General features: G+C 68.4%; 12 protein-coding genes. 9 read left to right on the forward strand and 3 right to left on the reverse strand.

All coding sequences use genetic code 11. The features are described from left to right. Positions 1 to 63: 63 nt before the first annotated feature. The 5 genes from HUA76_RS22610 to HUA76_RS22630 all read left to right on the forward strand — a co-directional run bounded on the left by HUA76_RS22610 (position 64) and on the right by HUA76_RS22630 (position 4,563). Positions 64 to 1,059, forward strand: coding sequence for a cation diffusion facilitator family transporter (locus HUA76_RS22610; RefSeq protein WP_174459178.1), 996 nt, complete (start codon positions 64 to 66; stop codon positions 1,057 to 1,059). 112 nt (positions 1,060 to 1,171) lie between these two features. Next, positions 1,172 to 2,209, forward strand: coding sequence for a hypothetical protein (locus HUA76_RS22615; RefSeq protein WP_174462039.1), 1,038 nt, complete (start codon positions 1,172 to 1,174; stop codon positions 2,207 to 2,209). Positions 2,210 to 2,235: 26 nt separating this feature from the next. Next, positions 2,236 to 2,793: a 16S rRNA (guanine(966)-N(2))-methyltransferase RsmD gene (gene rsmD, locus HUA76_RS22620; RefSeq protein WP_141646024.1), complete on the forward strand. Its 558-nt coding sequence runs from the start codon at positions 2,236 to 2,238 to the stop codon at positions 2,791 to 2,793. A gap of 45 nt (positions 2,794 to 2,838) precedes the next feature. Further along, complete coding sequence (coaD, locus tag HUA76_RS22625; RefSeq protein ID WP_141646023.1) at positions 2,839 to 3,321, forward strand: pantetheine-phosphate adenylyltransferase; 483 nt, start codon at positions 2,839 to 2,841, stop codon at positions 3,319 to 3,321. Positions 3,322 to 3,372: 51 nt separating this feature from the next. Continuing rightward, positions 3,373 to 4,563, forward strand: a complete 1,191-nt coding sequence (locus HUA76_RS22630) for a pyridoxal phosphate-dependent aminotransferase (RefSeq protein ID WP_174459176.1) — start codon at positions 3,373 to 3,375, stop codon at positions 4,561 to 4,563. Between the two features lie 52 nt (positions 4,564 to 4,615). On the opposite strand, the gene HUA76_RS22635 is transcribed toward HUA76_RS22630, so the two are convergent. Then, a complete protein-coding gene (locus HUA76_RS22635) occupies positions 4,616 to 5,485 on the reverse strand; it encodes a hypothetical protein (RefSeq protein ID WP_174462040.1) in 870 nt (289 codons plus the stop codon). Between the two features lie 150 nt (positions 5,486 to 5,635). Here HUA76_RS22635 and carB point away from each other — a divergent pair, with 150 nt between their 5' ends. Beyond that, a complete protein-coding gene (gene carB / locus HUA76_RS22640) occupies positions 5,636 to 8,890 on the forward strand; it encodes a carbamoyl-phosphate synthase large subunit (RefSeq protein ID WP_141641247.1) in 3,255 nt (1,084 codons plus the stop codon). Between the two features lie 212 nt (positions 8,891 to 9,102). Continuing rightward, positions 9,103 to 10,260, forward strand: a complete 1,158-nt coding sequence (locus tag HUA76_RS22645; RefSeq protein WP_174462041.1) for a fatty acid desaturase — start codon at positions 9,103 to 9,105, stop codon at positions 10,258 to 10,260. A 19-nt stretch (positions 10,261 to 10,279) separates the two neighbouring features. On the opposite strand, the gene HUA76_RS22650 is transcribed toward HUA76_RS22645, so the two are convergent. Both HUA76_RS22650 and HUA76_RS22655 read right to left on the reverse strand, forming a co-directional pair. Next, positions 10,280 to 10,780, reverse strand: coding sequence for a hypothetical protein (locus HUA76_RS22650; RefSeq protein WP_174459170.1), 501 nt, complete (start codon positions 10,778 to 10,780; stop codon positions 10,280 to 10,282). A gap of 53 nt (positions 10,781 to 10,833) precedes the next feature. Then, positions 10,834 to 11,697: a TonB C-terminal domain-containing protein gene (locus tag HUA76_RS22655; protein ID WP_254614407.1), complete on the reverse strand. Its 864-nt coding sequence runs from the start codon at positions 11,695 to 11,697 to the stop codon at positions 10,834 to 10,836. 950 nt (positions 11,698 to 12,647) lie between these two features. Here HUA76_RS22655 and def point away from each other — a divergent pair. Together def and HUA76_RS22665 are read left to right on the forward strand one after the other, a co-directional pair. Next, entirely contained in the window at positions 12,648 to 13,262 is a 615-nt protein-coding gene (def, locus tag HUA76_RS22660; RefSeq protein WP_174462042.1) for a peptide deformylase, read from the forward strand. Between the two features lie 88 nt (positions 13,263 to 13,350). Continuing rightward, on the forward strand, positions 13,351 to 13,992 hold the full coding sequence (locus HUA76_RS22665) for a glutathione S-transferase N-terminal domain-containing protein (RefSeq protein WP_141641251.1): 642 nt from the start codon (positions 13,351 to 13,353) through the stop codon (positions 13,990 to 13,992). The last annotated feature ends 10 nt before the right edge of the window (positions 13,993 to 14,002 follow it).

Raw genomic sequence — 14,002 nt, forward strand, 5'->3', positions numbered from 1 at the left:
TCGGAATCGCGTTTCTCACTTCTCATACCTCAGGACCGGGCTGTATCCGCACTTCTCTCTCCCGTGACTACCTCCACTCACACTCGCGGCGGGGCAGGGCATGGGCATGACCACGACCACGGGCATGACCACGGTCATCATCACCATGGGCACGGGCATGGGCATGGCCCCCGGAAGGGTGGGGTGGCGGAGGAGCGACGCAAGGACCGCACGAGGCTCATCTTCGCGCTCGTCCTGACGGCGACCATCGCCCTGGCGGAGGCGGTGGGGGGCTGGTTGACGCAGTCGCTGGCCCTGATGTCGGACGCGGGCCACATGCTGACGGACGTGTCCGCGCTGGGGCTGAGCCTCGTCGCCCTGTGGTTCGCGGGCAAGCCGGCGGACGTGAAGAAGACGTACGGCTACTACCGGATGGAGATTTTGAGCGCGCTGCTCAACGGCGTGCTGCTCCTGGGCATCACCGGCTTCATCCTCTTCGAGGCCTGGGAGCGTTTCCAGACGCCCACGCCGGTGAAGCTGGGGCCCATGGCGGTGGTGGCCACGGTGGGCCTCTTCGCGAACCTGGGCGCGCTGGGCTTCCTGCACCGCACGCACTCGATGAATGTCCGGGGGGCGTTCCTGCACGTGCTCGGGGACACGCTGTCCTCGGTGGGCGTGCTGATTGGCGCGGGCATCATGGCGCTGACCGGCTGGTTCGTGGTGGACGCCATCATCTCCGCGGTCATCTCGGTGGTCATCGTGGTGGGCGCGGTGCGACTGGTGCGCGACGCGGTGGACGTGCTGATGGAGGCGGTGCCCTCGCACGTGGACATGCCGCAGGTGAAGGAGCTGCTCCTGCGCGTGCCCGGCGTGACGGCGGTGCATGACCTGCACGTGTGGACCATCTCCAGCGGCGTGTACGCGCTGTCCGCGCACCTGGTGGTGCTGGACCCCATGGTCTGCAACAACGACGAGATTCTCTCGGCGGTGAAGCACGACCTGTTCGACAGGTTCGGCATCGACCACACCACCATCCAGATAGAGAGCGAGACCTACGCCCACCTGGGCGAGGTGCACTGAGAGCGGGCGCTCGCCGACCTGCCCTCGTGGGTGGGGGCCGCGTAGCGCAACGGACGCTCCCTCAAGCTTCATCTTGCGCTGGGCCCCGAGGGCGGACGATTCTCCGCGCCCCATGAGCGTGCTGGACAAGGTGCTGTCATTGCGACCCGGCAACACGGTGGCCCGCGTGGGCCCGGGCTCTCGCATTCCGCTGCTCAACCCGCGTGAGCCGCTGCGCGCGCTGGAGCGCGTCCCCGTGGCGCTGCCCTGCCTGCCGGTGCAGGCGAAGGGAGCGCTGCCCGGACTGCTGCGCGCGGCGCGCTCCGAGGACGCGGTGCTCGGCCTGGCATGTCCCCACCCCACGGCGGACCGGGGCGCGGCGGAGCGCTTCGTCGCCGCGGTGCACGAGGCCGCGATGGAGGCCGAGCACTCGCGGCCCCTGTTCCTCCAGGCGGGCCCCGTGCGGGTGACGGCGGTGGACGAGGACTCGCTCGGTCCGCTGCGCGAGGGCATCTTCCGGGTGGTGGACGCGGGCTTCTCGCTGGTGTCCCTGGACCTGTCGCGGCTGGACTCCTACGCCGCCGTGGAGGCCGTCAACGCGCTGGTGGGCCCCGTGACGGAGCGCGAGCTGTCCCTGGAGTTGAGCGCCCCGGCCCCGGCGAATGGCGGCCTGCTGGACGCGTACCGCACGCTCTTGGAGGGGCTCAAGCAGTGGAAGGTGCCGGTGCGCTTCGTGCGCGTCTCGGAGCGGGATTTGGGCGGCGGCGAGCCGGACGTGGGCATGCTGCGCTCCGTGGTGGACCTGGCCGCGGAGTACGGCGCGGTGGTCTGCGTGGGAGACGTGCGCGAGGGCTTCCCCCGGACGCTGCCGACGTATGTCGCGGCCGGTGCTCGCAAGGTGGACTGCGTGGGCCCCTTCGAGCGGCTCGCGCTGGGCTCCTGGTCCGCGGACATCCGCGCGAGCGTGGAGGAGAAGTCGGCGGCCTCGGGTGTGGCGGCTGGAGAGCTGCTGAGCGTGCTGGAGGACAGCCTGCCGCCCCTGGAGCCGAAGGCGAGGGAGCGACTGGAGGCGCTGTCGTTCGCGGAGGCGTCGGAGGTCTTCGCCGCGCTGGGCGCGGTGGGCACGGGTGGCTCCGTCATGCGCTTCCTCGCGGAGAACCGGGGCGAGTAGCCGCCGCGCGGTGTAGAAGGGCCGCCATGCGAATCGTCTCAGGCTCCGCGAAGGGCCGGGCCATTGCCGGCCCCAAGTCCACATCGCTTCACATCCGCCCCACGGCGGACCGTGTCCGGGAGACCATCTTCAACGTGCTGGGCCAGTTCCTGGACGGGCAGAAAGTCCTGGACCTGTACGCGGGTACCGGCGCGCTGGGCCTGGAGGCCCTGTCCCGGGGCGCGGGGAACGTGGTGCTGGTGGACCAGGACCGGGAGGCCCAGGCCCTCTGTCGGCAGAACACGGACGGGCTGGGCTTCACGAGCCAGGTGGAGCTGCTCGCCCAGCCGGTGGTCCGGGCGCTCGCGTTCCTGCAGCGGCGCAACGAGCGCTTCGAGCTCATCTTCGCGGACCCGCCCTATGCCGCGCGCGTCGTCGAGACGGTGCTGGACGGGGTGACGGGGGCCGCGCTGCTTTCGCCGGGCGGAATGCTCGTGGTGGAGCACGACAAGCGGGAGAATGCCCCGGACGCCCATGCGGGGTTGACCCTGGAGGACCAGCGTCGGTTCGGGGACACCCTGGTGAGCTTCTACCGGGCGCCCTGACCATTGCTTGACCGGCATCCGGGGCCGTTCGAGACTCCCTGTCACATGCCGGTCGCCATCTACCCAGGTTCGTTCGATCCGCTCACCAACGGGCACCTGAGCCTCATTCAGCGCAGCCTGAAGATGTTCGACAAGGTCATTGTCGCCATCGCGGTGAATCCGAAGAAGACCCCGCTCTTCACCGAGGACGAGCGACGCGACTTGATTCGCGACGCCGTGAAGGACCCGAGGGTGGAGGTCGACGCCTTCCACGGTCTCCTGGTGGACTACGTCAAGCGCCGGGGGGTGAGCGTCATCGTCCGGGGGCTCCGGGCGGTGTCGGACTTCGAATACGAGTTCCAGCTCGCCAACATGAACCGCAAGCTGGCGCCCACGGTGGAGACTGTCTTCATGATGACCGGGGAGGACTACTTCTACATCTCCTCCCAGCTCGTGCGGGAAGTCGCCTCTTTCAACGGTGACGTCACGGGGCTGGTTCCGCCCAACGTGCACGAGGCCCTGAAGGCGAAGTTCGCGCGGAAGACGTAGCCCCCTTCGCGGCACTTGTCGGGCCGGCGCCGCCGCGCTACGCATTCGCGCATGAAACTCGCCCGTCGGCTCCAGGCCATCAAGCCGTCTCCAACGCTCGCTCTCAACTCCCGCGCCAAGGCGCTCGCGGCCCAAGGCGTGGACGTGGTGGCCCTGGCGGCCGGCGAGCCGGACTTCGACACCCCGGACTACATCAAGCAGGCGGCCATCGACGCGCTGAAGGCCGGCTTCACGAAGTACACGGCCACGGCGGGAATCCCCGAGCTGCGCGAGGCCATCTGCCGCAAGCTGGAGCGCGACAACGGGCTGCGCTTCACGCCGGAGCAGGTGCTCGTCACGTCCGGTGGCAAGCAGGCGCTCTACAACTTCTGCCAGGCGGTGCTGGACGAGGGCGACGAGGTCCTCATCTTCTCGCCGTACTGGGTCAGCTATCCGGACATGGTGCGGCTGGCGGGTGCCACGCCCGTCATCGTCGCCACGCGCGAGGAGGACGGCTTCGCGCCGGACCCGGACGCCATCCGCCGCGCGCTCACGCCGCGCACGCGCGCCGTCATCATCAACAGCCCGGGCAACCCCACGGGCGCGGTGTACTCGCGCGCCGCGCTGGAGGGCATCGCCGACGCCGTGCGCGGCCATGACTGCCTCATCGTCACGGACGACATCTACGAGAAGCTCCTCTACACAGGCGAGCGGCTGGGCATCAGTGATGTGGCGCCGGACCTGGTGCCCCGGCTGGTGGTCGTCAACGGGATGAGCAAGGCGTACTCCATGACGGGCTGGCGAATGGGCTATGCGGCGGGGCCCCGGCCGGTGCTGTCCGCGATGCAGCTGGTGCAGGACCAGTCCACCTCCAACGCGTCGTCCATTGGCCAGAAGGCCGCGCTGGCGGCGCTGCAGGGGCCGCCGGACACCATCGCGATGATGGTGACGGAGTACCGCGCGCGCAGGGACTTCTTCGTGGGCGGCCTCAACGCGCTGGACGGGGTGCGGTGCCGGATGCCGGAGGGCGCCTTCTACGCGCTCGCGGACGTCCGGGGCCTCTACGGGCGGCCCTACAAGGGCAAGGCCGTGACGGGCTCCCTGCAGTTGTCGGAGATCCTCCTCGACGACTTCCGCGTGGCCGCCGTGCCCGGAGACCCGTTCGGCGCGGAGGGGTACATCCGCATGAGCTTCGCCACCTCGCGCGAGGTGCTCGGCAAGGGGCTTACGCGGCTGGGCGAGCTGGTCCAGGCGCTGCGCTGAAACCCCGGCTTCGAGCCCCGGCGTCCCCCAGAGGGTGTCGCCGGGGTGAGGCTCAATCCGTGTAGGCGAAGGCGCGGTGCTCGTCGCCGTACGGCTTGTAGACGAAGACGCCGGCGCGGCCGGAGAGGTTGCCCACGGCGACCCAGATGTCCTTCATGTTGCGCAGGTCCAGCCCGAGCCGGGCGGGGGCCTTGCCGTACTTCTTCTCCATCGCCTCCAGCGTCATCACCTCCACGTCGAAGAGGGTGACCAGGTCCGTGCGCTTGAGGCGCAGCTGCTTCACCCACGCGGCCACCAGCTCCTCGGGTGTGCCGAAGCGCTTCTCCTCGAGCTGGAACGGGTAGAACAGCTCGTTGGCGGTGCTGCGCACGTCGCCCGTCAGCAGGCACTGGAAGAGGAAGCGCGCGCTCGTCTGGATGTCGCGCATCTTCACTTCTGTCGCCGACACCGGTCCCTCATCCGGAACGGGCGGGGGCAGCGCGAGGTCGGCCTTGGGCTGGGCTTGTGGTGGCAGGGCGGCCGTCGTGGGCGGCGCCATGGGCTGGGCGGGTGGCGGCGTGGCCGCTGTCGCGGGCTTGGGCGCGGGAGGAGGCGCGGGGGCCTTCTCCGCGGTGGGCCTGGGCGCGGGAGGCGTCGTCTCCGCGGCGGGCTTGGGGGTAGGAGCCTTCTCCACGGCGGGCTTGGGCGCGGGGGGAGGCGTCGTCTCGGTGGCGGGCTGGGCCGGGGTGGGCGCGGCCTCGACGGGCTTGGGGGTCGGGGCGGGAGGGGGCTCGGCCTTCACGGGGGCCGAGGAGGCGGGCGCCTGGGGGGCGGGCTCCTCGGCGGGCGGCGCGGCGGCGGGCTCGGGAGTCTCCGGCGCCTGGGCGAGCGCGAGCGCGGGCGCGGAGAGGGAGAGGATGAGGGCCAGGGACCAGCGACGCATGCGACCTCCGAGGACGGGCGGAGCGTAGCAGAGCCTGGGCACCGGGCGTCTGGGAGTCGGCTGAGGAAACCGGGCGTCCGGGCGGACGGACGTCACGTGCCACATAACATCCGTGCATGCGGAGTCAGACGTTGGTATTGGGGCGCCCCGATGCCTAAGCGTACCGATATCCGCAAGGTTCTGGTGATTGGCTCGGGCCCGATTGTCATCGGCCAGGCCGTCGAGTTCGACTACTCCGGTACTCAAGCCATCAAGGCTCTCCGGGATGAAGGCGTGGAGGTGGTGCTGCTCAACAGCAACCCCGCCACGGTGATGACCGACCCAGAATTCGCCTTTCGCACCTACATCGAGCCCATCACCGTGGAAGTGGCGGAGCGCATCCTCGCCGCCGAGCGGCCGGACTCGCTGCTGCCGACGATGGGAGGTCAGACGGCGCTCAACCTGGCCAAGGCCCTGGCCGAGCAGGGCATCCTGGAGAAGTACGGGGTGCGCCTGATTGGCGCCTCGCTGGAGGCCATCAACAAGGCGGAGGACCGGAAGCTCTTCAAGGCGGCCATGCAGAAGATTGGCGTGGCGCTGCCGAAGAGCGGCTACGCGACGACGCTGACGGAGGCGATGGCGCTGGTGGAGGAGATTGGCTTCCCGGCCATCATCCGTCCCTCGTTCACGCTCGGCGGCACCGGCGGTGGCATCGCCTACAACCGCGAGGAGTTCGAGAGCATCTGCCGCTCGGGCCTGAAGGCGAGCCCCAACTCCACCATCCTCGTGGAGGAGAGCGTGCTCGGCTGGAAGGAGTACGAGCTGGAGGTGGTCCGCGACACGGCGGACAACGTCATCATCGTCTGCTCGATTGAGAACCTGGACCCGATGGGAGTGCACACGGGTGACTCCATCACCGTGGCGCCCGCGCAGACGCTGACGGACCGCGAGTACCAGCGGATGCGGCAGGCGTCGCTGGCCATCATCCGGGAGATTGGCGTCGAGACGGGTGGCTCGAACATCCAGTTCGGCATCCATCCGAAAGATGGCCGCATGGTGGTCATCGAGATGAACCCGCGCGTGTCGCGCTCCAGCGCGCTGGCGTCGAAGGCGACGGGGTATCCCATCGCGAAGATCGCCGCGAAGCTGGCGCTGGGCTACACGCTGGACGAGCTGCGCAACGACATCACCCGTGACACGCCGGCCTCGTTCGAGCCGACGCTGGACTACGTGGTGGTGAAGATTCCGCGCTTCAACTTCGAGAAGTTCCCGCACGCGGACCGGACGCTGACCACGAGCATGCGCTCGGTGGGCGAGGTGATGGCCATTGGCCGGACCTTCCCCGAGGCGTACATGAAGGCGCTGCGCTCCATGGAGTTGGGGCGCGTGGGGCTGGAGCCGCCCGAGCTGCCCGTGGAGAAGGAGGAGCGCGAGAAGGTGCTGCGCGAGGCGCTGCGGATTCCGCGCCCGGAGCGGCCCTGGTTCGTGGCCCAGGCGTTCCGTGAGGGCCTGACGGTGGAGGACGTGAACGCGCTGTCCAACATCGACCCGTGGTTCCTGCGCTACATCGAGATGCTGGTTCGCGAGGGCCAGTCCATCCAGGAGTACGGCCGGTTGGATCAGCTCCCGGACGAGGTGCTCCGGCAGGCGAAGGCGCACGGCTTCTCCGACAAGTACCTGGGCAAGCTGCTCGGCTACCCGGAGGAGGAGGTGCGGGCGCACCGGCACGCGCGCAACATCCGTCCCGTGTTCAAGCGGGTGGACACGTGCGCCGCGGAGTTCGAGGCCTTCACGCCGTACCTGTACTCGACCTACGAGGAAGAGGACGAGGCGCCGCCGACAGACCGCCAGAAGGTGCTCATCCTGGGAAGCGGGCCCATCCGCATCGGTCAGGGCATCGAGTTCGACTACGCGTGCGTGCACGCGGCCTTCGCGCTGCGCGAGGCCGGGTACGAGACGGTGATGGTCAACTGCAACCCGGAGACGGTGTCCACGGACTACGACACGTCGGACCGGCTCTACTTCGAGCCGCTGACGATTGAAGACGTGCTGGAGGTGTCGCAGCGCGAGAAGCCGGTGGGCGCCATCGTCCAGTTCGGTGGTCAGACGCCGCTGCGCATCTCCGTGCCGCTGGAGAAGGCGGGCCTGCCGATTCTCGGCACGTCGCCGGACGCCATCGACCGGGCGGAGGACCGCGAGCGCTTCAGCACGCTCATCGAGAAGCTGGGGCTGACGCAGCCGGAGAACGGGGTGGCGCGCAGCCACGCGGAGGCGTTCAAGGTGGCCGAGCGCATCGGCTACCCGGTGATGGTGCGTCCCTCGTACGTGCTGGGTGGGCGCGCGATGGAGACGGTGTACGACGCGTCCAGCCTGGAGCGGTACATGCGCGAGGCGGTGAGTGCGTCGCCTGAGCATCCGGTGCTGATTGATCGCTTCCTGAAGGACGCGATTGAGGTGGACCTGGACCTGGTCGCGGACCGGACGGGTGCGGTGATGATTGGCGGGGTGCTGGAGCACATCCAGGAGGCGGGTGTGCACTCGGGTGACGCGGCGGCGACGCTGCCGCCGCACTCGCTGCCGCCGGACCTGGTGGAGCGGATGAAGGACCAGGCCATCGCGCTCGCGCGGGAGTTGGGCGTGGTGGGCCTGATGAACGTGCAGTTCGCCATCCAGGGGAAGACCATCTACATCCTGGAAGTGAACCCGCGTGCGAGCCGCACGGTGCCGTTCATCTCGAAGGCCACGGGTGTGGCGATGGCGAAGATCGCCGCGCTGTGCATGGTGGGCAAGACGCTGAAGGAGCTCAACGCGACGCAGGAGCCGGAGATGCGGCACGTGGCGGTGAAGGAGAGCGTGTTCCCCTTCGCGCGCTTCGCGGGCGTGGACGTGATTCTCGGGCCGGAGATGAAGTCCACGGGCGAGGTGATGGGGCTGGCGCAGGACTACGCGACGGCCTTTGCCAAGAGCCAGTTGGCGGCGGGGGTGAAGCTGCCCAAGAGCGGCAAGGTGTTCATCTCGGTCAAGGATGACGACAAGCCGGCGGTGGTGGACTTGGCGCGGCGGCTGCGGTCCATGGGCTTCTCGCTCATCGTGACGGCGGGGACGCACAAGTACCTGGCGACGAAGGGAATCGACGCGCAGGTGGTGCAGAAGGTGAAGGAGGGCCGGCCGAACATCGTCGACAAGATTGTCGACGGGGAGATTGTGTTGGTCATCAACACGACCTTCGGCAAGCAGGAGATCTCCGACAGCTTCTCCATCCGCCGTGAGGCATTGATGCACTCGGTGCCGTATTACACGACGGTGCAGGCGGCGCGCATGGCGGTGGGCGCGCTGGAGGCGCTCAAGCGCACGGACCTGGATGTGAAGCCGCTGCAGGAGTACCTGGGCATCACCAGCACGGTGCCGGGCAAGACTCGGCGGTAGGACGCGCTTCGGGATGTTCCGAACGGCCCCGTTCCCCGTGGGAGCGGGGCCGTTTGCGTTGATGCCTCCGCGCATCGGCTCTCCCATGCGGGTTTTAAAGGCAAGCGACAGGGGGACTGAGCGGAACCACTTCCCGTGGCTCCCGGGCGCGGCTACCCTTTGACGCGTTGCTCCGTCCCCCCGTCTGACGCCTCGTCCGAGGAGCCCGCCGCATGTCGTCGTCCTTGCCCCCCGCCTTCAATCCCGCGACCGTGGACGTGGAGGGTTTCCACCGAGAGCTGAAGGCGTTGCGGCAGGAACTCGACGCGAACCTGGGGGAAGCGGACGCGAAGCACCTTCGTAAAATCGAGCGCTGGGGCCGTGTGGGCACGCTGCTCGGCATCGCCACCTGCTGGCTCGCCCCCAATCCCTTCAGCGCCGCCGCGCTCAGCCTGGGCCGCTCCACGCGCTGGCTCCTCATGCACCACGTGGGACACCGAGGCTATGACCGCGTCCCGGGGCTGCCCGCGTCACGCACTGGCAAGGGCTTCGCCAAGGGCGGCCGGCGCTACCTCGACTGGCTCGACTGGATGCTGCCCGAGGCCTGGGTCTTCGAGCACAACGTCCTGCACCACTCGCACACCGGTGAGGACGCGGACCCGGACCTCCTGGAGCGCAACGCCGAAGGCACGCTGCGCAACCCGTCCCGGCCGCTAGCGCTGCGCTACATCCAGCTCACGCTGCTGGCGCTCACCTGGCGCGCCTCGTACTACGCCCCCGAGACGCTGAGCGCCCTGCGCCGCAAGGGCCGCCGTGACGGTGGGGCCCTCACGGGCGCCGAGTGGAAGGAACTCCTGCTCCAGTGCTACCTGCCGTATGCCGCCGTCCAGTTCGTGCTCTTCCCCGCGCTGTTCCTCGTCATCGGCCCGTGGGCCGCGTTCAGCGCGTTCTGCAACTCGTTGCTGGCGGACGTGCTTACCAGCGTCCACACCTTCCTGGTGGTCGGTCCCAACCACACCGGCGAGGACCTGTACCGCTTCGACGACAAGCCCGCGAACAAGGGCGAGCGCTACGTGCAGCAGGTCATCGGCAGCGCGAACTACCGGACGGGCGGAGACCTGAACGACTTCGCGCACCTGTGGCTCAACTACCAGATTGAACACCACATCTGGCCCGACCTGCCGATGCTCAAGTACCGCGAGGCGCAACCGAAGGTCCGAGCCCTCTGCGAGAAGTACGGCATCCCCTACGTGCAGGAGAGTGTCTGGACGCGCGTGCGGAAGATGATCGACGTGGTGGTGGGCAAGGCCTCCATGCGGAAGCTCGCGCCTCGTGAGCGCTCGGAAGCGCCTATTGACGCCGAGGAAGTGCTCCAGGCCCATGTGGCCTGAGTGCCGTGCCCGCCGCGTTTCAGCCCGGTGATGCGCGGCGCTGCCTGGGGAGCGCGCGCCGGACCAGGGTCTTCTCCGGGACGCTCTCTTTGTCCTCTCGGCTGAGGACCTCGACGTCGACGACTCGTGCGCCATCCGCGGAGGCAGGGGGGCCGAGTGTCACCACCAACACTCGGTACGCCTCCTCCAGCCGCTTGTGCAGCTTGATGAAGTTCACCTGCGCGGTGCCGGGCATGTCCTCGGTGTACGTGAAGTACCAGCGCAGCTCGTCCAGGTTGCTGTAGTACCGGTCGATGACGGCCTGTTCCTGCTCCGGAAGGTGGATGAGCTGTTCGAACGCGCCGTCGGCGTAGCGCGAGGCGATGGTGTCGAGCAGCGGCTCTCGACTGCGCAGGCGCGAGAAGAGGGCGAACATCTCGTCACGCCGAGCTTCCAGCCGGCGCATGATGCCGGCGGCGTCCATTGCAAGCAGGTTGCGGACGCGATCGGCTATCTCATCAGCCTTCTTGCGGCGAGCCATGGCCGCACAGCCTAGTCCCCCCGCCCGAGTCGAGCCAATGGGGGGCCGCTGGGTCAGTAGACCCGCAGGAGCCTGGGCTGACAGACGAAGCGCGGGTTGCGGAAGTCGATGACCTCGATTTCGCCCGTGGTCTCCTCGAAGCGGCCCGCCAGGAGGCCCGCGGCCACGGCTGAGGCGACGTAGAGGCTGTCCTGTCCCTTGAGCTCCTTGAGCTTGCGGAAGTAGACGACGCGCCCCTCGACGGACCAGAGCGTGTGGATGCCAGTGGCTTTCACGCCTCGCGCCCCATCGGGAGGAGCACCGAGCTTCGCGAGCGAGGAGGGCACGCCATTCAGCACGAAGGCGTCGTAGGCCGGATTGCCGCTCAGCGTCACGAGCTTCGCGTCACGCAAGGTGCCATCCGAGTCCTGATGCAACTCAAGGGTGACGATGAGCTTCGCCCCTCCACCGCCCGCGAGTTTCTGCATCTCGTCGCCCGCCTGGACGCGACCGCGCAGGCCCTCCATCGAATAGTCGCCGGAGGAGTCGCCCAAGCGATTCTGGAGGGCCTGGAGTTGCTCTGACCCGGTAGGGGCGTTGGGGGTGGGGCCGCCCGGGTTGCCCGTGGCTCCGTAGTTCTTCGATTGCGAGGCCCAGGAGGTCTTGGCCTGATGGAGCAGGCTCGTGCCCGGGAACACCGGAGCGTCCTCGAGGCCCTTCTCGAGCGCCTTGCGCAGTCGACTGAAGTACGGGTCGATCAACCCGTTCGCCACGCGCAGGGTGGCCTGTTGGTCGTCGATGACGCCTTGTACTCGGCCACTGACACGTCCGCGTTCCTCGGCGGCGAGGGCTTCGCGCGACGGGCCTGCGTCTCCGGGGCGCAGGGTGCGCCCACTCTGAATGGGGATGCCCGAGGGCCTGGAATCTCCTCCGGGCATGAGCGTGGAGGGCAGGGGAAAGAGCTGGTCCGCAGGACGACGTGGACCGCGAGGAGCGGTCTCTCCGGCGAGCAAACCCATGGGAGTGTCCGCGTGCCGAAATTCGGGCTCTTCGCGCGCGGCGACAGGAGGCGGGGTGTTGTGTGGAGACGCACTGGCCTCCGTGGGGCCCATCGCGAGAGGACGTGTCTCGGGTCGCGCATCGAGGGAGCCCTCGGATGGTGCTGTCGTCGGGGAGTCACGTGCAGCGGTCGGGTGGGACAGCGCGTCTGGAGATACGGCCTCGGGGGCCTGTTCTTGCCCCTCGGTCACGGCATCGGGCGGTGTTCCGGGCCGCGAGGCGACGCTGTTGGAGGCCGCTTCTGGGGGCTGGGCTGAGGCTTCAGCGTTCTCGCGAGCAGGAGGAGGGGGCTCGGCGGGCGGAGGCTTGATGGGGGGAAGGGAGGGCCGCTGTGGCGTCGTCGATGGGGGTTGGTTCGCGGGTGCGGGAGGCTTGGCTCGCGGTGCGGTGATGACCTCCACGAACAGGGGAGGCGGGCGCGAGGGAGCCGGTGTGGGACGCACAGGCGGCGTCTCGTCCCAAAGCAGGGCGAGCAGGGCCGCGTGGATGACGAGTGAGACCAGGGCGGCCCACCCGAAGCGCCGAAACCGCTGCATCGCGACTCCCACATTCCCTGGCAAGGTCCACGGGTTGCCGCCGTGGGGTCTTCCAGAGCCGGCCCTCTGTCCTCGAAAGTCTACCCGGCTTCAATTCCCGGGTCGCGAGCCCTACGGAAGAGAGGCTTCGGGATTGCGTGACCACGCCTCCCGCGGATGGGAGTCGTGTGATGCAGAACGCTTCCTGGCGTGACGCGTGGCTGTTCGGGCGTGCGGGAATCGTGGCGGGTTGATGGCCGACAGGTCGCGCTTTCGATTGAGGTCGTCGTGAGGGGCCCTGCTACGCTTGCGTCATGGTGCTCAAGATCGTCCAGGCAGGAGAACCCGTGCTTCGGCAGAAGGCGCGAGACCTGACGCCGGAGGAGATTGGCAGTCCCGAGATTCAGCGGCTCATCGTGTTGATGCGCGACACGATGCGAGATGCGCCAGGAGTAGGACTCGCTGCGCCGCAGGTCGGTGTGGGCCTGAGGCTGGTGGTTGTCGAGGACCGGGCCGAGTATCAGGCCGGCGTGTCGCCCTCGGACCTGGCGGACCGGGAGCGGACGCCGGTGCCATTCCACGTGCTCATCAATCCAAGGTTGACGGTGGAAGATGCGACGCCCGCCGAGTTTCATGAGGGCTGCCTGAGTGTCGCGGGCTTCGCGGCGCTCGTGGCTCGGGCGCGAGGCGTGCGGGTGGATGCGCTGGACGAGCAGGGCAGGCCGGTGACGATTCGGGCGACGGGGTGGTACGCGCGCATCCTCCAGCACGAGCTGGACCATCTGGATGGCACGCTCTACGTGGACCGGATGGAGACGCGCAGCTTCGCGACGGCGGAGAATCACCGGCGCTACTGGGCGGGGCGCACCACCGCCGAGGTGCGGGCTGCACTCGGGCTGGCACCGGGGCGCGAGAAGTCGTCGACCTGAACGTCTTTCATTGGGGTGGGTGAGGCCCTCGGCCTGGGTGTGGGGTTGTCGCTGGCAGCAGGTTGCTCGTTGGCTCGGAGGAACACGGATGCCTGTCGCGCGCGAAGACGTCACCACGCCTGTCATTATCGGTCGCTCGAGTTCTCACTTCACACGCATCGCGCGGATGTTCGCCGCGGAGCTGCGTGTCGACTACTCCTTCCGTGTCCTGCGAGACCTCCTGTCCTCGAATCCGGAGGACTACGGGGGTAACCCCGCACTGCGGATTCCGGTCATGCAGACGTCCCGAGGTGTCTGGTTCGGGGCGCTCAACGTCTGCCGGGAGCTTCGTCGGATGTCGAGCCTCACGCCTCGCGTGGTTTGGCCCGAGGACCTGGAGGCTCCGGTGCTCGCAAATGCGCAGGAGCTTGTCCTTCAGGCCATGTCGACGGAAGTGACGTTGATCATGTCCAAGCTGGGGGGCACGGGTGAGAGTGCCCATCAGTCGAAGATGCGAACGGGGCTGGTCAGCATGATGTCGTGGCTGGAGGAGAACACGACGCCGGTTCTTGCCGCGCTTCCACCGGATCGGGACCTGAGCTTTCTGGAGGTCACGCTCTTCTGCCTCGTGAAGCACCTGGAGTTTCGGGAGGTCTTGCCGACGGCCTCCTACGAAGAACTCAACGCGTTCTGTCAGCGGTTCGAGACGCGAGCCTCCAGCCAGGAGACGACCTTTCGTTTCGACACGTGAGTTCGGCGTG

Origin of the sequence: Myxococcus sp. CA056 (genome assembly GCF_013336715.1) — a bacterium.
Taxonomy (GTDB): domain Bacteria; phylum Myxococcota; class Myxococcia; order Myxococcales; family Myxococcaceae; genus Myxococcus; species Myxococcus llanfairpwllgwyngyllgogerychwyrndrobwllllantysiliogogogochensis.